The 18,249-nt window shown below is 63.2% G+C and carries 18 protein-coding genes; 11 read left to right on the top strand and 7 right to left on the bottom strand.

What is annotated here, in order from left to right; genetic code table 11:
* The first annotated feature begins 13 nt into the window (after window positions 1-13).
* Both D8W71_RS24400 and D8W71_RS24395 read left to right on the top strand, forming a co-directional pair.
* On the top strand, window positions 14-982 hold the full coding sequence (locus tag D8W71_RS24400) for an ATP-binding cassette domain-containing protein (protein WP_121117372.1): 969 nt from the start codon (window positions 14-16) through the stop codon (window positions 980-982).
* A complete protein-coding gene (locus D8W71_RS24395) occupies window positions 979-1,770 on the top strand; it encodes an ABC transporter permease (RefSeq protein WP_115967081.1) in 792 nt (263 codons plus the stop codon). Before D8W71_RS24400 ends, D8W71_RS24395 begins: the two co-directional genes overlap by 4 nt.
* A gap of 67 nt (window positions 1,771-1,837) precedes the next feature.
* Here the strand turns inward: D8W71_RS24395 and greA are convergent, their stop codons facing one another.
* Window positions 1,838-2,332: a transcription elongation factor GreA gene (greA, locus tag D8W71_RS24390; protein WP_068381603.1), complete on the bottom strand. Its 495-nt coding sequence runs from the start codon at window positions 2,330-2,332 to the stop codon at window positions 1,838-1,840.
* 270 nt (window positions 2,333-2,602) lie between these two features.
* Window positions 2,603-3,028, bottom strand: coding sequence for a DUF4307 domain-containing protein (locus D8W71_RS24385; protein WP_121117370.1), 426 nt, complete (start codon window positions 3,026-3,028; stop codon window positions 2,603-2,605).
* Window positions 3,029-3,152: 124 nt separating this feature from the next.
* On the opposite strand from D8W71_RS24385, the gene mca reads away from it, so the two are divergent.
* Genes mca through D8W71_RS24370 form a run of 3 tightly spaced genes read left to right on the top strand, consistent with a single transcriptional unit; the run spans window position 3,153 to window position 6,309 of the window.
* Window positions 3,153-4,031 carry a mycothiol conjugate amidase Mca gene (gene mca, locus D8W71_RS24380; RefSeq protein WP_201265184.1) on the top strand — a complete coding sequence of 293 codons (879 nt, stop codon included), beginning with the start codon at window positions 3,153-3,155 and terminating at the stop codon, window positions 4,029-4,031.
* A complete protein-coding gene (locus tag D8W71_RS24375) occupies window positions 4,028-4,285 on the top strand; it encodes a hypothetical protein (protein ID WP_121117366.1) in 258 nt (85 codons plus the stop codon). Before mca ends, D8W71_RS24375 begins: the two co-directional genes overlap by 4 nt.
* A gap of 2 nt (window positions 4,286-4,287) precedes the next feature.
* A complete protein-coding gene (locus tag D8W71_RS24370) occupies window positions 4,288-6,309 on the top strand; it encodes a thioredoxin domain-containing protein (RefSeq protein WP_121117364.1) in 2,022 nt (673 codons plus the stop codon).
* On the opposite strand, the gene trhA is transcribed toward D8W71_RS24370, so the two are convergent.
* On the bottom strand, window positions 6,306-6,971 hold the full coding sequence (gene trhA / locus D8W71_RS24365) for a PAQR family membrane homeostasis protein TrhA (protein WP_121117362.1): 666 nt from the start codon (window positions 6,969-6,971) through the stop codon (window positions 6,306-6,308). The two genes, D8W71_RS24370 and trhA, sit on opposite strands and share 4 nt — an antisense overlap.
* Before the next feature lie 115 nt (window positions 6,972-7,086).
* Here trhA and D8W71_RS24360 point away from each other — a divergent pair, with 115 nt between their 5' ends.
* Window positions 7,087-7,869: an isoprenyl transferase gene (locus D8W71_RS24360; RefSeq protein ID WP_121117360.1), complete on the top strand. Its 783-nt coding sequence runs from the start codon at window positions 7,087-7,089 to the stop codon at window positions 7,867-7,869.
* Window positions 7,870-7,925: 56 nt separating this feature from the next.
* On the opposite strand, the gene coaA is transcribed toward D8W71_RS24360, so the two are convergent.
* A complete protein-coding gene (coaA, locus tag D8W71_RS24355) occupies window positions 7,926-8,873 on the bottom strand; it encodes a type I pantothenate kinase (protein WP_201265449.1) in 948 nt (315 codons plus the stop codon).
* 119 nt (window positions 8,874-8,992) lie between these two features.
* Here coaA and D8W71_RS24350 point away from each other — a divergent pair, with 119 nt between their 5' ends.
* From D8W71_RS24350 to D8W71_RS24340, 3 genes are all read left to right on the top strand, one after another.
* The gene (locus D8W71_RS24350) at window positions 8,993-10,189 is read left to right on the top strand and encodes a DUF885 domain-containing protein (RefSeq protein ID WP_121117358.1); all 1,197 of its coding nucleotides are present in this window, start codon (window positions 8,993-8,995) and stop codon (window positions 10,187-10,189) included.
* A 57-nt stretch (window positions 10,190-10,246) separates the two neighbouring features.
* A complete protein-coding gene (gene glyA / locus D8W71_RS24345) occupies window positions 10,247-11,530 on the top strand; it encodes a serine hydroxymethyltransferase (RefSeq protein ID WP_121117356.1) in 1,284 nt (427 codons plus the stop codon).
* 481 nt (window positions 11,531-12,011) lie between these two features.
* Window positions 12,012-13,337 carry a PhoH family protein gene (locus D8W71_RS24340; RefSeq protein WP_236077595.1) on the top strand — a complete coding sequence of 442 codons (1,326 nt, stop codon included), beginning with the start codon at window positions 12,012-12,014 and terminating at the stop codon, window positions 13,335-13,337.
* A 49-nt stretch (window positions 13,338-13,386) separates the two neighbouring features.
* Here D8W71_RS24340 and D8W71_RS24335 read toward each other — a convergent pair whose 3' ends face one another.
* Complete coding sequence (locus D8W71_RS24335) at window positions 13,387-13,782, bottom strand: limonene-1,2-epoxide hydrolase family protein (protein ID WP_121117351.1); 396 nt, start codon at window positions 13,780-13,782, stop codon at window positions 13,387-13,389.
* Window positions 13,783-13,955: 173 nt separating this feature from the next.
* On the opposite strand from D8W71_RS24335, the gene D8W71_RS24330 reads away from it, so the two are divergent.
* The gene (locus tag D8W71_RS24330) at window positions 13,956-14,813 is read left to right on the top strand and encodes an acyl-ACP desaturase (RefSeq protein WP_121117349.1); all 858 of its coding nucleotides are present in this window, start codon (window positions 13,956-13,958) and stop codon (window positions 14,811-14,813) included.
* A gap of 175 nt (window positions 14,814-14,988) precedes the next feature.
* Here the strand turns inward: D8W71_RS24330 and D8W71_RS24325 are convergent, their stop codons facing one another.
* Window positions 14,989-16,392 (bottom strand): class II fumarate hydratase, encoded by a 1,404-nt coding sequence (locus D8W71_RS24325; protein ID WP_121117347.1) that lies wholly within the window; start codon window positions 16,390-16,392, stop codon window positions 14,989-14,991.
* Between the two features lie 43 nt (window positions 16,393-16,435).
* Complete coding sequence (gene glpX / locus D8W71_RS24320) at window positions 16,436-17,476, bottom strand: class II fructose-bisphosphatase (RefSeq protein ID WP_121117345.1); 1,041 nt, start codon at window positions 17,474-17,476, stop codon at window positions 16,436-16,438.
* 123 nt (window positions 17,477-17,599) lie between these two features.
* On the opposite strand from glpX, the gene D8W71_RS24315 reads away from it, so the two are divergent.
* Window positions 17,600-18,169: a DUF4245 domain-containing protein gene (locus D8W71_RS24315; protein WP_121117343.1), complete on the top strand. Its 570-nt coding sequence runs from the start codon at window positions 17,600-17,602 to the stop codon at window positions 18,167-18,169.
* The last annotated feature ends 80 nt before the right edge of the window (window positions 18,170-18,249 follow it).

Below are 18,249 nucleotides of genomic sequence, written 5' to 3'. Positions count from 1 at the left end.
TGGGGAACACATCATGGCGAACGCCATCGAAGTCGAGAATCTGGTACTCGAGTACGGCAAGAACACGGCTCTGGCGGGCATTTCCTTCGTCGTACCGGAGGGGACGGTCCTGGGCGTGCTCGGACCGAATGGGGCAGGCAAGACAACAGCAGTGCGGATTCTCGCAACGCTTCTGAAAGCGACGTCGGGAACAGCGAAGGTGCACGGCATCGACGTCGGCGACAATCCGAACGAAGTGCGTAAGTCGATCGGACTCACCGGTCAGTTCGCGGCCGTCGACGAATACCTGACCGGATACGAGAATCTGGAGATGGTCGGACGGCTCTTCGGCCTGAAGAAGGCCGAGGCGCACAAGCGAGCCGACGAGCTGCTGGCTCGGTTCGATCTGGAATACGCTCGCGACCGGACGGCCAAGCAGTACTCGGGCGGTATGCGTCGGCGGTTGGACATCGCAGCCAGCCTCATCGGGCGGCCGAAGGTGGTCTTTCTCGACGAGCCCACCACCGGGCTTGACCCGCGAAGTCGAAATGCCATGTGGGACTTCATCGCCGACCTGGTCAAGGACGGTACGACAATTCTGTTGACGACGCAGTATCTGGAAGAAGCCGACAGGCTGGCAGACAAGATCATCGTCCTCGACAAGGGCGCGATCATCGCCGAGGGCACCGCGGACGAGCTCAAGAATCAAGTCGGTGGTGAGCGTCTGGAGTTCGTGCTGACCGATGCAGCCGACAAGGATCGCGCACTCGAAATCCTCACCCCGATCGGCCTCGATGCGCCGTCGTACGACGAACAGACACGTCGAATCGGCATCCCAGTCGGCGGCGGCGCCGACGACTTGACGACGGCGCTCGTGCAATTGAAGGAAGCGGGCATCCACGTCGTGGACGTCGGTTTGCGCAGACCGAACCTCGACGACGTATTTCTCACCCTCACCGGCCATGCCACCGAGGACGACGCACCAGTGGAGGAAGAGAAATGAGCGTTCTTCACGATTCCCTCATCATCACCAAGCGAAACCTGATCAAGCTCAAGCGAGTTCCGGATCTGCTGTTCTTCGCGACGCTGTCACCGATCATGTTCGTGCTCCTGTTCGCGTACGTGTTCGGCAGTGCGATCGACATTCCCGGTGTCGACTACAAGAGCTTCCTGATGGGCGGCATCTTCGTTCAGACGATGATCTTCGGCGCCTCGATCACAGGGTCGTCACTGGCCGAAGACCTTCAGAAGGGCGTCATGGACCGCTTCCGGTCGCTGCCGATGGCGCGTTCGGCAGTAGTCATCGGACGCACCGCAGCGGACGTCGGCAACAACATCGTGACCATCACGATCATGTCGATCACGGGTCTCATCGTCGGCTGGCGCATCACGTCGTCGTTCTTCGAAGCGGTGGCGGGGTACGTTCTGCTCCTGCTGTTCGCGTACTCGATCTCATGGGTGATGGCGTTCGTCGGTTTGACGGTGCGGTCGCCGGAGATCTTCAACAACGCGTCGTTCATCGTCATCTTCCCGCTGACGTTCATCGCAAACACCTTCGTTCCGATCGACGGTTTCCCGACGGTGCTCAAGACGATTGCCGAATGGAACCCGATTTCGTCGGTGACTCTCGCGGTGCGTGAGCTGTTCGGCAACACCAATCCGCTCGCCCCGCCGCCGGAGGCGTGGCCGCTGCAGAATCCCGTTCTGTACACGTTGATCTGGGTGGTGCTGTTCCTCGTCATCTTCGTGCCGCTGTCGGTGCGCAAGTACGAGAGAACCTTGACAGCCTGAGTCGAGCACGGAAAAGCCCCTGGCCAATGTGTTGGCCAGGGGCTTTTCTCGTCGGTAATTTCTGTGTTTACGTGTGGTACGGCTCGGCGCTCAGAAGAGTCACCTTCATGGTCTTGCCGTTGGGCAGCGAGTACTCACGGGTGTCGCCGACCTTGGCGTCGATGAGGGCTCCGCCGAGGGGCGAGCTGGGGGAGTACACCTCGAGCTTGCCGTCGCGTGCGCCCTCTTCGCGGGTGGCGATGAGGAACGTTTCGGTATCCGACTCGTCTCCGTCGTAGTAGACCTTGACGACGGATCCGGGCAGGGCGACACCGGACTGTGTGGGCGCTTCGCCGACCTTCGCCGAGTTGAGAAGCTCCTGCAGCTGGCGAATTCGGGCTTCCTGCTGCCCCTGCTCTTCGCGCGCTGCGTGGTAACCGCCGTTCTCCTTCAGATCGCCCTCTTCGCGTCGCTCGTTGATCTCGGCGGCGATGACCGGACGATTGGAAATGAGTTGGTCGAGTTCGCTCTTGAGCCTGTCGTGGGATTCCTGGGTAAGCCAGGTCACCTGGGTCTCGGTCATCTCGATCACTCCCTTGTAGTCGAAGTCGCGGTGGACTCCCGGTCTTGTGCTGACATGCGCGCGCGTGTTGGCAAGGGATATCCCTGACGGATCCCCCTTGTCGGCCCACTTTTTGAGCCAACTGCAGCCTGAGCCGACTAGCAGCTTGAGCCGGCTGCAGCAGTGGCGCCGCTACGGCTTCTCACTTGCCAATCTGGCCGTCAATGCAGCAATACACGGCTCCAGTGCGGAACCGTGTACAGCGCAATCTTACCACGAGGCGGCGGGAGGTCAGCCTGCCCGTAAATACTCGGGGACATTCGTGCCGCAGCCGTACACGTCGGCCATGGCGGGAGGCTTCGACGTCGTGATGATCGACGACACCTCCACTTCGCGATCGACCGACCCGGGCACGAGAACCTCGCGTCTGCCGCTTTCCGATCCGTCGCGAGAGCGAGCGCGAATGATGCAGACAACTTCCTGGCCTGGATCGGCGCGGGTGACGCTGAAGCCCACGGTGACCGTGTCGTCGTCGAGGATGTCGAAGGACAGAGCCTTGCCTTCGACGTCTTGAACGGACAGACGTTGGTAGCCGAAGTAGGCGACCCCGAGTCCGACGACCAGCACCAGTACCAGCAGGAGGTTCTTGGTGCGGCGGGTGACGCCGGGACGCGTCGTCGACGCCGGGTACCGGCCTTCGGGAAGCGTGGCAGTCATACGAACTTTCTTCGGAGCGGGAACCCGTGCTCGGGTCTTCGGCAGCCGGTGCGGGCAGTGTCGGCGCCAAGTGGAACTATAGGGGTAGAGAAACATGCAGGCGAAGCTGAGGTGAGGAAAGAACGTGTCCGGACTACGGCTCATGGCGGTTCACGCCCATCCTGACGACGAGTCGAGCAAGGGTGCTGCAACAACAGCGCGGTACGCAGCCGAAGGCAACGACGTCCTGATCGTGACCCTCACCGGTGGTGAGCGAGGAGACATCCTCAATCCGGCGATGGATATCCCCGGTGTGCGCGATCGCATTCAAGAAGTTCGACGCGAGGAGATGGCGGAGGCGGCCCGCATCCTGGGCGTTCGTCAGACCTGGCTCGGTTATGTCGATTCCGGCCTCCCGGAGGGCGACCCGCTTCCTCCGCTGCCGGAGGGATGCTTCGCGCTCGTCCCGCTGGAGGAGTCGACCGAGGCCCTGGTCAAGGTGATTCGCGAGTTCAAGCCGCACGTCATCACGACCTACGACGAGAAGGGTGGCTACCCGCACCCGGACCACATCCGGTGCCATGAGGTGTCGGTTGCGGCGTACGAGGCTGCGGGAGATCCCGAGCAGTTCCCCGACGTGGGCGAGCCGTGGACGCCTCTCAAGCTCTACTACTCCCACGGATTTCTCCGGAAGCGGATGCAGCTGTTCCACGACTGGTTCATCGACCGAGGCGAAGAAAGCCCATTCGTGGACTGGCTGAAGCGGTGGACCGGCGACCGTGACGAGATCATGGAGCGCATCACGACGCAGGTAACCGTCGGCGACTACTTCGAACAGCGCGACGACGCTCTCCGGGCGCACGCGACGCAGATCGATCCCAACGGATCCTTCTTCGCTGTGCCGGTGGAGGTGCAGCGCAAGTTGTGGCCGACCGAGGAATACGAGCTCGCGCGAACGAGGGTCAAGACGTCGATTCCGGAAACGGAACTCTTCGCCGGGATCGAGCCGGAGCGCACCGAATGATCGTGTCCTTGCTGGCGCAGGGCGCGCCGGGGCCGGAATTCGGGAAGTCCTCACCCATCGGGCTCGTGATCATCGTCGCGTTGCTCGTCGGAACCGCATTGCTAATCTGGTCGATGAACAAGCAGATCAAGAAGTTGCCGGAGACGTTCGAGAAGGAAGATCCAGGCCCGGATCAGGAACTCGACGAAGGCACCGACCGAGGTGCAGTCCGCGAGAATCTTCGCTCGACGGAACCGAACACCGGCGAGAGCTGACGGTGCTCGGCTCGAACGCACTCGGTGAGTCGACGAGTCCTTACCTGCGTCAACACGCCGACAATCCCGTTCACTGGCAGCAGTGGACACCAGAAGCGTTGCAGTCCGCTCGGGATCGAGACGTCCCGATTCTGCTGTCCATCGGGTACTCGGCGTGCCATTGGTGTCACGTCATGGCACACGAGTCTTTCGAGGACGAGGCCACTGCAGCGTCGATGAACGCGAACTTCGTGTGCATCAAGGTCGATCGCGAAGAGCGTCCCGACCTCGACGCCGTCTACATGAACGCGACGGTCGCGATGACCGGCCAGGGCGGCTGGCCGATGACCTGCTTCCTGACCCCGGACGGCGAGCCCTTCTACTGCGGCACCTACTACCCGCCGCGTCCGCGGGCCGGGACGCCGTCGTTCCCGCAGTTGTTGGACGCGATCGCAGACACGTGGTCGACCCGTCGAAGCGAGGTGTTCGACGCCTCGGCGGCCATCATGGACGCCCTCCGTAGCAATTCGGGCAAACTGCCTACGTCGCAGCGTCCGGTCGACGCCGATCTGCTCGCCGAGGCGGTCGTCGGGATCAGAGCGGACGAGGACGTCGCTCACGGCGGGTTCGGAGGCGCCCCGAAGTTCCCGCCAGGTCCGTTGCTCGAAGGGCTGCTTCGGCACCACGAACGCACAGGGTCGGCGGCGGTACTCGACACCGTGCAGCGCGCGGCTGCTGCAATGGCGCGAGGCGGGATCTTCGACCAGATCGGCGGCGGTTTCGCGCGCTACTCGGTCGATGCGGAATGGATCGTCCCGCACTTCGAGAAAATGCTCTACGACAACGCGCTGCTGCTTCGGTTCTACGGTCATCTCGCGCGGGTCACCGGCGATCCGCTCGCGATTAGGGTCGCCGACGAGACCGCAGCGTTCATGCTGCGTGAACTTCGTACCGACACAGGCTGTTTCGCGTCCGCATTGGACGCCGACACCGAGGGTGTCGAGGGTCTGACGTACGCGTGGACGCCGGCGCAACTCGTCGACGTGCTCGGGTTCGAGGACGGGGTGTGGGCCGCGGGGTTGTTTGCCGTCGACTCCTCCGGGACGTTCGAGGCGGGTATGTCGGTGATGCAATTGCCCGAGGATCCGGATGACATCGAGCGGTTCGAACGCGTGCGCGCGACCTTGATGGATGCGCGCAATCGGCGTCCGCAACCGGGCCGCGACGACAAGGTCGTCACGGCGTGGAACGGGCTGGCGATCACGGCCCTGGCCGAGGCTGGCGCGGGACTCGGACGTTCGGCGTGGATCGACGCCGCGGCCGAGTGCGGCGAGCAGATCTTCGTTCGACACGAGGAGAACGGCAGGCTGCGGCGCGCGTCACTCGGAACGCACGTCGGGGACGCGACGGGCGTACTCGAAGACTATTCATGCCTTGCGGTGGCGTCGCTTGCGTTGTTCCAGGCCACCGGTGAGATCGTCTGGTCCGAACGGGCTCGGCGACTGCTGGATGCCGCGGTCGAACATTTTGCGGATGCCGAGCATCCGGGCAGCTGGTTCGACACGGCCGACGACGCGGAAATCTTGGTCACCCGCCCGCGAGATCCACTCGACAACGCCACGCCGTCAGGGGCGTCGACGATCACCGAGGCGCTCCTGGTGGCGGAGGCGCTCGCTCCGGTGGATGTGGCGAGCCGGTACGGGGAGTTGGCTGCGGCCGGTCTCGCCCGCTCGGCACTCGTGCTCGAGCGCGCACCCCGTTCGGCGGGACACTGGTTGGCCGTCGCGGAGGCTTCGGTTCGAGGCCCGTTGCAGATCGCGATCTCGACCGACGGGGACAGCGCGCTGTTGGACGCTGCCCGTAGACACGCTCCCGGCGGAACCACGATCCTTGCGGGCGTGGTCGATTCGTCTCCGTTGCTTGCGGGCCGGCCGATGATCCGGAATCAGGCTGCTGCGTACGTGTGTCGGGGTTTCGTGTGTGACGTGCCGGTGACGACGACCGACGAACTCGTCGCCTCCATGCGTCGCCGCCCGGCCGACTAGAACAGCACCAACCACACCGCGACAAGATGGCAGATCGCAGCGAGCACGGTTGCGGCGTGGAAGAATTCGTGGTGGCCGAACGTGGTGGGCCAAGGGTTGGGCCATTTGGTCGCGTAGAGGATTGCGCCGATGCTGTAGAGAATCCCGCCGACGAGTAGCAGTACGAATGGCGCGTATCCGACCTGCTCGATGAGCGTCGGAGCCACCGGAACGATGGCCCAGCCGAGCAGCAGGTAGAGCGGGACACCGACCCATTTCGGCGCCTGCGGCCACAGCATCTTGAGAGCGACGCCGCCGAGGGCGCCGATCCACACGACGATCAGCAGTGTCCGTCCGGTGTCCGTCGGTAGTCCGAGCACCGCAAACGGTGTGTAACTTCCCGCGATGAACAGGAAGATCATCGAGTGATCGGCACGTTTCATCCACGTCCGATGAGCTGGGTTGTCCCAGTGCACACGGTGATAGGTGGCGCTGACGCCGAAGACGCCGCAGACGGTGACGGCGTACACACTCGTCGCGATCCCTGCGCCGACCGAGACCATCGAGAACGCGAGCGTCACCAACACGATGCCCGCGACGACCGCTACTCCGAATGCGTAGAGGTGAATCCACCCGCGCATGCGTGGCTTGACGGGGAGCTCGTCCAATCCGAACATCGTCATGCGGGCAACCTCCTGTGCGTGATGGCAAACCTACGCAACCGTAGGTTCGTTGACTACTGTACCGGCGAGTAGCTTTCGGCGTCGGCGTAAGGTTGCTCCCCGTGGTGATGTCTCGGTGAAGATTCTCCCGACCAAAGTGCGCAGCGTCCTCTACAACGTGTACGAGCGACGCCTGCTGACGCAACTCGACGATGTCGCGCATCCGCGGCACGTCGCTGTGATGTGCGACGGCAACAGGCGATGGGCGCGAGAGAACGGGTTCACCGACGTCGCTCATGGCCACCGCATGGGCGCACTCAAGATCGCCGAGATGCTGGGCTGGTGCGACGCAGCGGGCATCGAGATGGCGACGATCTATCTACTGTCCACCGAAAACCTGCGACGCGACCCCGATGAGCTCGATTCGCTGCTCGAGATCATCACCGATGTCGTCGAGGAGATCTGTGGCCCCGACAAGAACTGGGGCGTCAAGATCGTCGGCACTCTCGACCAGCTCCCGTTGGCGACTGCACGCAGACTCAAAGAAGCTGCAGATATGACCGCGGGCCGAACCGGCACCCACGTCAACGTCGCAGTCGGGTACGGCGGTAGGCAGGAAATCGCCGACGCGGTTCAGTCGTTGCTCGGTGAGAAGATCGCCGAGGGCCTGTCCGGCGACGAACTCGTCCAAGCCGTCAGCGTCGAGGAGATCGACGGGCACCTCTACACCTCGGGCCAGCCCGATCCCGATCTCGTCATTCGGACGTCGGGGGAGCAGCGACTCTCCGGATTCCTGCTGTGGCAGAGCGCGTACTCCGAAATATGGTTCACCGAGGCCTACTGGCCGGAGTTCCGGCGCGTCGACTTTCTGCGAGCGTTACGCGACTACGCGGCTCGGCACCGGAGGTTCGGCATCTAGGTGCCTGCGCCCCCAGTGGTGCGGTTGAGTGCCCGGGACGGCACTCGTTCGTGCCACTAGAGCTTTCGCAGGCGCAGCCGGTTGATCGTGTGGTCGGCATCTTTGCGCAGCACCATCGTTGCGCGAGGCCGCGTCGGGAGAATGTTCTCGACCAGGTTCGGCAGGTTGATCGAATGCCACAGATCCTCGGCCGCGATCCGCGCATGCTCGTCGGACAGTCCGGCGTAGTGGTGAAAGTGTGAGGTGGGATCGGTGAACGAGGTCTTGCGAAGGGCGAGAAACCGTTTCACGTACCAGCTCTCGATGTCCTCGATGCGAGCGTCCACGTAGATCGAGAAGTCGAACAGATCCGACACCATCAACCGTGAACCGGTCTGCAGAACGTTGAGTCCCTCGACGATGAGGATGTCGGGTTGACGCACCATGTGGAACTGGCCCTTGATGATGTCGTACGACACGTGCGAGTACACCGGTGCCGCGACTTCCTCGGCACCGGATTTGACCTCGGTGACGAAGCGGAGGAGCTTGCGGCGGTCGTAACTCTCGGGAAAGCCCTTGCGGTGCAGGATTCCGCGGCGCATGAGCTCGGCCGTCGAATACAGAAATCCGTCGGTGGTGACCAGATCGACGCGAGGGTGATGGTCCCAGCGCGCGAGGAGGGCCTGCAACACACGGGCGGTCGTCGATTTCCCGACGGCGACGCTTCCGGCCACTCCGATGACGAAGGGAACCTGCCGATCGGGATGTTTCTCACCGAGGAAGGTTGCGGTCGCGGCGAAGAGGCGCTGACGTGCCGCTACTTGAAGGTGGATGAGACGGGCCAGAGGCAGATACACCTCGGCCACCTCGTCGAGGTCGATCTGCTCACCGAGTCCTCGAAGGCCGACGAGTTCTTCCTCGGTGAGGACGAGCGGAGTCGATTGCCTCAGCGTCCGCCACTGAGCACGGTCGAATTCGACGTACGGGCTGGACTCGCTCACTCGTGCGTACCAGGGAGTGTGCAGGGGGCGCACAAGGGACTCTGAAGTCGCATGGCGTCGATTGTGCTCGGTGCCACGGTGACTCGCACGGGCGGGGTAGTTCGCTGCGCGTTCATCCTCGACCGGCCACTATCGTCGACTGCATGAATGCAGATTCCTTCGTTCGTGAGTATCTTCTGCTCGGTTTGAGTTTCGACCGTCTCGAAGAAGGCTTCGTCGACGCCTACACCGGTGATCCCGAGTTGCGTCGACAGATCGAGAACGCCCCGTCGCCCGAGCCTCGTGCGCTGGCGCGCAGGGCCGCAGACCTTCGTGCTGAGCTGAAGAACACCGACCTTCCCCAGCAGCGCGCCGAGTTCGTCGACGTGCACCTGCGTGCGCTCGAGTGCTCCGGGCGAAAGTTCGCAGGCGAGGACATCGGCTTCGTCGACGAGGTGTTCGCTTACTTCGACGTCCGGATCGAACCGGGCGACCAGGACGAGTACTTACAGGCCCATCGCAAAATGGACGAGGTGCTGGCGGGGCCGGGAACTCTTCCCGAAAGGCTGGCCGCGCACCGCGCCGCCGACGTCGTTCCCGCCGATCGGCTTCAGGACTGCGTCGACGCGTTCTCCAGCGCGCTCCGCGACCGTGTTCGGGCCGAGTACTCCCTGCCCGAAACCGAGGTGGTGAATTACGAGGTCGTCGGCGACAAGCCGTGGTCGGGGTTCAACTACTACCTCGGCAACTACACCTCGACCGTGGCGATCAACTCCGACCTCGAGCAGCAGATGGCCAACCTGCCGCACCTGATCGCGCACGAGGCGTACCCAGGCCACCACACCGAGCATTGCCGTAAGGAAGCCGGTCTGGTTTCGGCCGGTCAGCTCGAACAGACTCTGTTTCTCGTCAACACTCCTCAATGCCTGATGGCCGAAGGCCTGGCCGATCTGGCGCTGAAGTCGATCGTCGGGCCAGGGTGGGGCTTGTGGGCACAGGAGATCTACGCCGATCTGGGGTTGCGTTTCGACGGGGAGAAGGCCGAGCGGCTCTCGCAGGCGTCGGGACAACTTCTGGGGGTGCGTCAGGATGCGGCCCTGCTGCTCCACGATCAGCATGCATCGCAGGACGACGTCGCGGCGTATCTGGAGCGGTGGTCCTTGACGTCGTCGAAGCGGGCGCGTCAGTCACTGAAGTTCCTGTCCTCGCCGCTGTGGCGGGCGTACATCTCGACGTATGTCGAGGGATACAAGCTTCTGGGCAGCTGGCTGGATCAGGGCGCGACGGTCACCGAAAGATCTGCGCTGTTCGGACGGCTTCTCGACGAACCCTTGATTCCGAGTGCGTTGCGGGCGAACTAGAGGCGTCTTCTAAGCTGTGTACGCCCACCTCGCTGCGTTCCTTTGGAGATTCTTGAAATGACCGATGTCAACAACCTGTCTCTGGCCGAGCTCGACCCCGAGGTCGCCGCAGCCATGGCGGGCGAACTCGGTCGTCAGCGCGACACTCTGGAGATGATCGCGTCGGAGAACTTCGTTCCGCGCGCAGTCTTGCAGGCTCAGGGCAGCGTCCTGACCAACAAGTACGCAGAGGGGTACCCGGGGCGTCGTTACTACGGTGGCTGCGAGCACGTCGACGTCATCGAGGACCTCGCGCGTAACCGCGCCAAAGAACTGTTCGGCGCCGAATTCGCCAACGTACAGCCGCACGCAGGCGCGCAGGCCAACGCGGCGGTGCTGATGGCACTGATCAACCCGGGCGACAAGATCATGGGCCTCGATCTCGCGCACGGTGGGCACCTCACACACGGGATGAAGCTGAACTTCTCCGGAAAGCTGTACGAGGTCGAGTCGTACGGCGTCAGCAAAGAAGATCACCGCATCGACATGGACGAGGTGCGCAAGCAGGCGTTGACGGCCAAGCCCCAGGTGCTCATCGCAGGCTGGTCGGCATACCCGCGGCACCAGGACTTCGAGGCCTTCCGCTCGATCGCCGACGAGGTCGGAGCGCTGCTGTGGGTCGACATGGCTCACTTCGCCGGTCTCGTCGCTGCCGGGCTGCACCCGTCGCCCGTTCCTTACGCGGACGTCGTGTCGTCGACGGTGCACAAGACACTCGGTGGGCCTCGCTCCGGCCTGATCCTGGCCAAGAAGGAATGGGCCAAGAAGATCAACTCGGCAGTGTTCCCCGGCCAGCAGGGTGGTCCGCTCATGCACGCCATCGCGGCCAAGGCGGTTGCCTTCAAGATCGCGGCGACGCCTGAGTTCAAGGAGCGTCAGGAGCGGACGTTGTTGGGGGCCTCGCTGCTCGCCGAGCGTCTGACCGCTGCCGACGTCGCCGACAAGGGTGTCTCGGTGCTCACGGGCGGAACCGACGTGCACCTGGCGCTGGTGGACCTGCGCAACAGCCAGCTCGACGGCCAGCAAGCCGAGGACCTACTCCACGAGGTCGGTATCACCGTCAACCGCAACGCCGTCCCGTTCGACCCGCGTCCCCCGATGGTCACCTCGGGCCTCCGTATCGGCACCGCTGCCCTCGCGACGCGTGGTTTCGGCGAAGCCGAGTTCACCGAGGTCGCCGACATCATCGGAACCGCACTCGCCACCGGTGAGGCCAGCGACTCCTTGAAGGAACGTGTCGTCAAGGTTGCGCAGAGCAAGCCCCTGTACGACGGGCTCGAAGACTGGGGATTGCTGGGCTGAGTTCGGGTCTCCCATTCGGCATGGATGCGCCGTTGCATGGCTCGTCCATACCGTGGCATCGTGCGTGCGCACCATCGGTTGTCCACACCATCGCTTGAATGGTCCATTCATACGATCTGATCGCTTTGGCGTGACATGCAAGCGCACGGTGCCGCAGCGTCGCATCGCTTGAATGGTCCATTCATACGATCTGATCGCCTCGGCGTGACATTCAAGCGGGAGGGGCTGCGCGGTGCCGCCAGCCGGTTAACGCGTTGTTCACCGACACGCCCCTCGCTCGGTGAGCCAATCGCAGGTTTCGGAGGTACCGTCGGCAGTAACAGGCAGCGGGGAAGCTACCTGTGCGGGAGGTTCTGATACGTGACTGAGTTAGTGAGCGCGAAAGGGCCGGCACCCGGCCCTCGTGTCAACTGACACGCCAGGACCGACCGGCCGAGCGACAAACGTCTGCGCGGTGTCGCGCGAGACATAGGAGCCCCACGTGACCACTTCACGCTCCGTTTCCGCCCCTCTTCGGACATTCGTGCTGGACACCTCGGTTCTACTGTCGGACCCCTGGGCAGTCATCCGGTTCGCCGAGCACAATGTGGTTCTCCCGCTGGTAGTCATCAGCGAACTGGAGGGTAAACGCCATCACCACGAGCTGGGATGGTTCGCGCGGGAATCTTTGCGCATGCTCGACGATCTTCGTGTCGAGCACGGTCGTCTCGATCAGCCGGTTCCCATCGGAACCGACGGTGGCACACTGCAAGTCGAGCTCAACCACACCGATCCTTCCGTTCTCCCCGTCGGCTTCCGTACCGATTCCAACGATTCTCGAATCCTGGCCTGCGCACTGAATTTGGCGGCTGAGGGCAAAGATGTCGTGCTGGTCAGCAAGGACATTCCGCTCCGAGTCAAAGCAGGCGCCGTCGGGCTTCCCGCCGACGAGTACCACGCTCACGACGTGGTCAACTCCGGTTGGACCGGTATGGCAGAACTCGAAGTCCAAGCTTTCGATATCGACCACTTGTTCTCCGAGGGCGTCATCGATCTCGACGGTGCCCGAGACATGCCGTGCCACACAGGTGTTCGCCTTCTGGGTGGACGGTCGAGTGCGCTCGGACGCGTCACGCCCGACAAGCAGGTTCAGTTGGTGCGCGGCGAGCGTGAGGCGTTCGGCTTGCATGGTCGTTCTGCGGAACAGCGTGTGGCACTTGATCTTCTGCTCGACGAGAGCATCGGGATCGTCTCGCTCGGCGGCAAGGCGGGTACGGGTAAGTCGGCACTTGCGCTGACGGCTGGCCTCGAAGCGGTCCTCGAGCGTCGTACACACCGGAAAGTCGTTGTGTTCCGGCCTCTTTACGCTGTCGGCGGACAGGAGCTCGGCTACCTTCCCGGTAGCGAGAGCGAGAAGATGGGTCCGTGGGCACAGGCGGTCTTCGACACGCTCGACGGACTGGCGAGCCCCGAGGTGATGGAGGAAGTCATTGCCCGCGGAATGCTGGAAGTCTTGCCACTGACGCACATTCGCGGACGTTCGCTGCACGATTCGTTCGTGATCGTCGACGAGGCTCAGTCCCTCGAGCGCAATGTTCTGCTGACGGTACTGTCGAGACTTGGGAGCGGCTCACGCGTCGTACTCACGCACGATGTCGCGCAGCGCGACAACCTGCGTGTCGGCCGTCACGACGGTGTCGCAGCGGTCATCGAAAAGCTCAAGGGCCACCCGCTTTTCGCGCACATCACCCTCACCCGCAGTGAGCGTTCCCCGATCGCTGCGCTGGTGACGGAAATGCTCGAGGAATTCGGTCCGGCAGGAGCGTAGGCCCTTCGCCCATGTGAACGAAAATGCATACTCCACTATGTATTTTCGTTCACATGGCGCGGAACGCGCCCTTCACAAGACCTTTGAAGAAGTCGAGGTTGTCGAAGTAGTCGCGCCACACCACGATCTTGTCCTCGCGCAGTTCGAACGTTCCGCACACCCAGAACTCGATGCGAAGCCGGCGCCAGATCAGCACGTCGGTTCGTTCGGTGAGCACTATGTCGCCGTCGGATGCGATGTTGTGGATCGTGACGTCGAAGCCGTAGGCAGGTTTGGCGAGCAGTCGCATGAACTTGCCGACCCTGGTGATTCCTTTGACTTTAGGAAGGCCCACGTTGTGCCACACGATCGTGTCGTCCAGACGCGCGATCACGTTGTCGATGTCGCGGGTCTTCAAGGCGTCGAACATCGCCGTGACGGTTGCTGCCTGCAGTGTGTCGGTCATATGGTGAAACGCCCCAATCGGTCGCGGTGAGGTTGCTCGCGGTACAAATGTACGTTTCGACCGCGGGCGGACGGTTCATGAGCGTAGACCTGCACGTACGTGGATTTGGGAGAATTCACAGAGGTCAGGGGCGCGACGTTTGGCGCCGAGGTCGAGACGCTACGGTTGCGGGTATGCCTACGAATATGACGGACGGTGACCTGCTGCTCCGACTGGAGCCCGCCGTCGAAGAGAACCTGACTCGCCACATCGAGGAAGCCGAGGACTGGCATCCTCATGAGTTCGCGCCCTGGGACGAGGGACGGAACTTCGCATTCCTCGGTGGAGAAGACTGGTCGCCCGAGCAGTCGCACCTCAGCGATGTGGAGATTCTGTCGGCAACCGTCGGCGTCCTCGTCGCCGACAACCTGCCCGCGTACCACCGCGAGCTGGCTCGTGCGCTCACCGGCCTCGGCGCCTGGTGGAAGTGGACCGGTCGCTGGACTTCGGAGGAGAACCGACAGGCGATCGTGCTGCGTGACTACATGGTGTTGACCCGCGCTGTCGACCCGGTAGCCCTCGAACGCGTCCGTATGGAAGAAATGACCAAGGGTTACGACGCCCCGAGCCTGCATGTTCTCGACATCATCGCGCATTTCGCGATCGACGAGACAGCGGCTGCACTGCGCAACACGAATACCATCGCGCTCGGCGGCGACGAGGTGTTGGCCAAGATTCTGACGAAGATCGCCGCTGACGACACCCTGCAAGCCACGTTCTACGTCAACATCGTCAACGAGGCGTTCAATGTCGTCCCGGATCAGATGATGCGTGCGATCGCAGACCGCGTCACCGGCTACGCCATCCCGGTCGTCGACCTGCCCAGCAAGGCCAACAGCACCGAGGCGCTGAAGGAAGCCGGAATCTACGACGAGGACCAGCAGCGCGAGAAGGTCTTCAAGCCGCTACTCGAGCGCTGGAATTTCTTCGGCCGCGACGATCTCGGCGACGAGGGTAAGAAGGCTCGCGAGGAGCTCGCGCACCTGGCTTGATCTGAGGACCGTACGCTCGGCCCCCGAACGCTTGAAAGGTCCATTCATACGATCAGATCGTATGAATGGACCTTTCTGGCGTTGCGGCCGGAGAACCCGCATCGCTTGAATGTCGCCTAGTAGCTATCCATCCGTATGAATGAACCATTCAAGCGATGAAGGGGCCGGGCGAAAACTAGTCCTTGACCTTTGCCATTGCCAGGACATCCAGACGCTTGTCGAGCTCTTCCTCGCTCAGCTTGTCGCCGATGAGTCCGCGATCGATGACGGTCTGACGGATCGTCTTCTTCTCCTTCAGCGCCTGCTTGGCGACGGCAGCTGCCTCCTCGTAACCGATCGCGGAGTTCAATGGCGTCACGATGGACGGGGATGACTCGGCGAGGGTCTTGAGGTGCTCGACGTTTGCTTCCAAACCGCTGACACACTTGTCGGCGAACAGAACCGACACGTTGGCAAGCAGCTTGAACGACTCGAGCACGTTGCGTGCCATCAGCGGGATGTAGACGTTCAGCTCGAATGCACCCGATGCGCCGCCGAATGCGACGGCAGCGTCGTTGCCGATGACCTGCGCGGCGACCTGCGTAACTGCCTCGGGCAGAACGGGGTTGACCTTGCCGGGCATGATGGAGCTGCCTGGCTGGAGGTCTGGAAGCGTGATTTCGCCGAGGCCGGTGAGCGGTCCCGACCCCATCCAGCGAATATCGTTGGCGATCTTGGTGAGCGAGACGGCGATGGTGCGCAGCGCACCCGATGCCTCGACGAGTCCGTCGCGTGCAGCCTGTGCTTCGAACGAATCCTTGGCGGCGGTGAGGGCGTCGACGCCAGTCGACTTGACCAGTTCGGCAACAACTTTCGGGCCGAAGCCGTCGGGAGCGTTGAGGCCGGTGCCGACCGCGGTGCCGCCGATGGGCAGCTCACCCAAGCGGGGGAGCGTTGCCTCGACGCGTTCGATGCCTGCTTCGATCTGACGGGCGTACCCGCCGAATTCCTGGCCGAGCGTGACCGGAACGGCATCCATGAGGTGGGTGCGTCCGGACTTGACGACGGTCTTCCATTCCGTGGCCTTGGCGGCCAACGCCTCGTGCAGGTGCTTCAACGCGGGCACGAGCGAGGTGACGGCAGCTTCGGTGGCGGCGACGTGAGTGGCCGTCGGGAAGGTGTCGTTGGAGGACTGCGACATGTTGACGTGGTCGTTCGGGTGAACCTCGACGCCGTTCGCCTTGGCGATCGATGCGATGACCTCGTTGGCGTTCATGTTCGAGCTGGTGCCCGAGCCGGTCTGGAAGACGTCGATCGGGAACTGATCGTCGTGCTTGCCGTCGGCAATTTCGGTCGCCGCAGAGATGATCGCGTCGGCAAGGGCGCCGTCGAGCAATCCGAGGTCCTTGTTGACCTGTGCGCATGCAGCCTTCAGCAGGCCCATCGCGCGGATCTGGGTGCGCTCGAGCGGACGGCCCGAGATGGGGAAGTTCTCCACCGCACGCTGCGTCTGGGCGCGCCAGAGTGCGTCGATGGGGACGCGAACTTCGCCCATGGTGTCGTGTTCGATCCGGAACTGCTGTTCGTCTGTCTGCGTCATGAGCCTTACTTTGCCAGTCGTCGGTTCGGTATCGGGAGGTAGGTCAGAACGAAGGAGCTTGCCCTGATTCGTCGGCGTCGAAGTCGACGGAGCTGTACTCGCGCAGCTTCTCGAGGCGGTGGTAGGCGTCGATCATGCGCACCGTGCCCGACTTGGACCGCATGACGATGGACTGGGTATGTGCACCGCCGCCTGCGTAGCGGACGCCCCGCAGCAGGTCGCCGTCGGTGACTCCGGTGGCCGTGAAGAAGACGTTCTCTCCGGAGACGAGGTCTTTGGTGTCGAGGACGCGGTCCAGGTCGTGGCCGGCGTCGATCGCCTTCTGCTTTTCGGTGTCGTCGGTCGGTGCGAGTCTGCCCTGGATGGCGCCGTCCATACAGCGCATCGCCGCGGCGGCGATGATGCCCTCGGGCGTTCCGCCGATGCCGATGAGTAGGTCGGTGCCCGAGTCGGGACGTGCTGCGGCAATCGCGCCCGCGACGTCACCGTCGGAGATCAAGCGGATGCGTGATCCGGCGTCGCGGACCTGCTGGATGAGTTCTGCGTGACGGGGACGGTCGAGAATGCAGACCGTCACGTCGGACGCCGAGCCCTTCTTGATCTTCGCGATTCGCGCGATGTTCTCGGCGACCGGTGCGGTGATGTCGATGACGTCTGCGTAGTCGGGTCCGACGGCGATCTTCTCCATGTAGAAGACAGCGGACGGGTCGAACATGGCGCCACGCTCGGCGACGGCCAACACCGAAATCGCATTGGGCATGCCCTTGGCCATCAGGGTGGTGCCATCGACGGGATCGACGGCGAAGTCGACCTCGGGGCCGTTGCCGTTGCCGACCTGCTCGCCGTTGTAGAGCATCGGGGCTTCGTCCTTCTCACCCTCACCGATGACGACGACACCGCGCATCGATACCGAGCTGACCAGCTGACGCATTGCGTCGACGGCCGCTCCGTCGCCACCCTCCTTGTCGCCACGTCCAACCCAGCGGCCCGACGCGAGCGCACCGGCCTCGGTAACGCGTACGAGTTCGAGTGCGAGGTTGCGATCTGGCGCCATGGCGCGAGTGGACTCGGTGCTGGCCGTCATCGGTTTGTAGCCTCCTGGTAGATGGGGGTCTTACCCAGCGCGATTATCTCATTGCAGGGCGACGTCGTGGGACGGAGGGCATGCGGCGACGGGGTACTGCCGCGCTGCGGGGATAATGGAGGGGTGGCGAACAGCAAACCCCGGATCTTGAACAACAACCGCGACATGGTGTGGTCGTTGATCCCACTCGTGATCGCATGTCTGATCATCGCCGGAGTCGCCAGTCAATGCACTCTGAGCCCGGGTGGCCCGAAGCAGGGGCCGATCCCGAATTTCGACGTCGACGCCGCACTGCAGTACGACGCCTCGGAGCTGAACTTCCCCATTCGCAACCCGGTGGTTCCCGAGGACTGGACGCCCAACTCCGGAAGCCGTCAGACGATCGCGGGCGAGCAAGGCGGCGACGTGAGCAACGTCGGATACATCTCGGGTGCCGGCCGCTACATCAAGCTCACGCAGTCGAGTGCGGTGGAGGAAGTGCTCGTGCCGTTCACCGTCGGCGAGGCTCGCTACGCTGCGGGAACCGAATCGATCGACGGCAAGGAATGGGTCGTCTACGAACAGCAGGGCGCCGAGTCCGTGTGGGTCACCGACCTCGGCGATGTCCGTCTGTTGGTCACCGGCAGCGGGAGTGACGAAGAATTCACCGAACTCGCCGCCGCGACGACCAGCGCAACGCCGTTGACGCCCTAGTCCTTCGTCCATCTTTCAACCGCAATCGTGTTGGTGCGGAATCGCGGCATGATTGTCGTCGACGCGGTGGTGTGGCCGCG

This window comes from Rhodococcus sp. P1Y (assembly GCF_003641205.1).
Taxonomy (GTDB): Bacteria; Actinomycetota; Actinomycetes; order Mycobacteriales; family Mycobacteriaceae; genus Rhodococcoides.
This window is presented reverse-complemented; position numbering and strand designations above follow the sequence as displayed.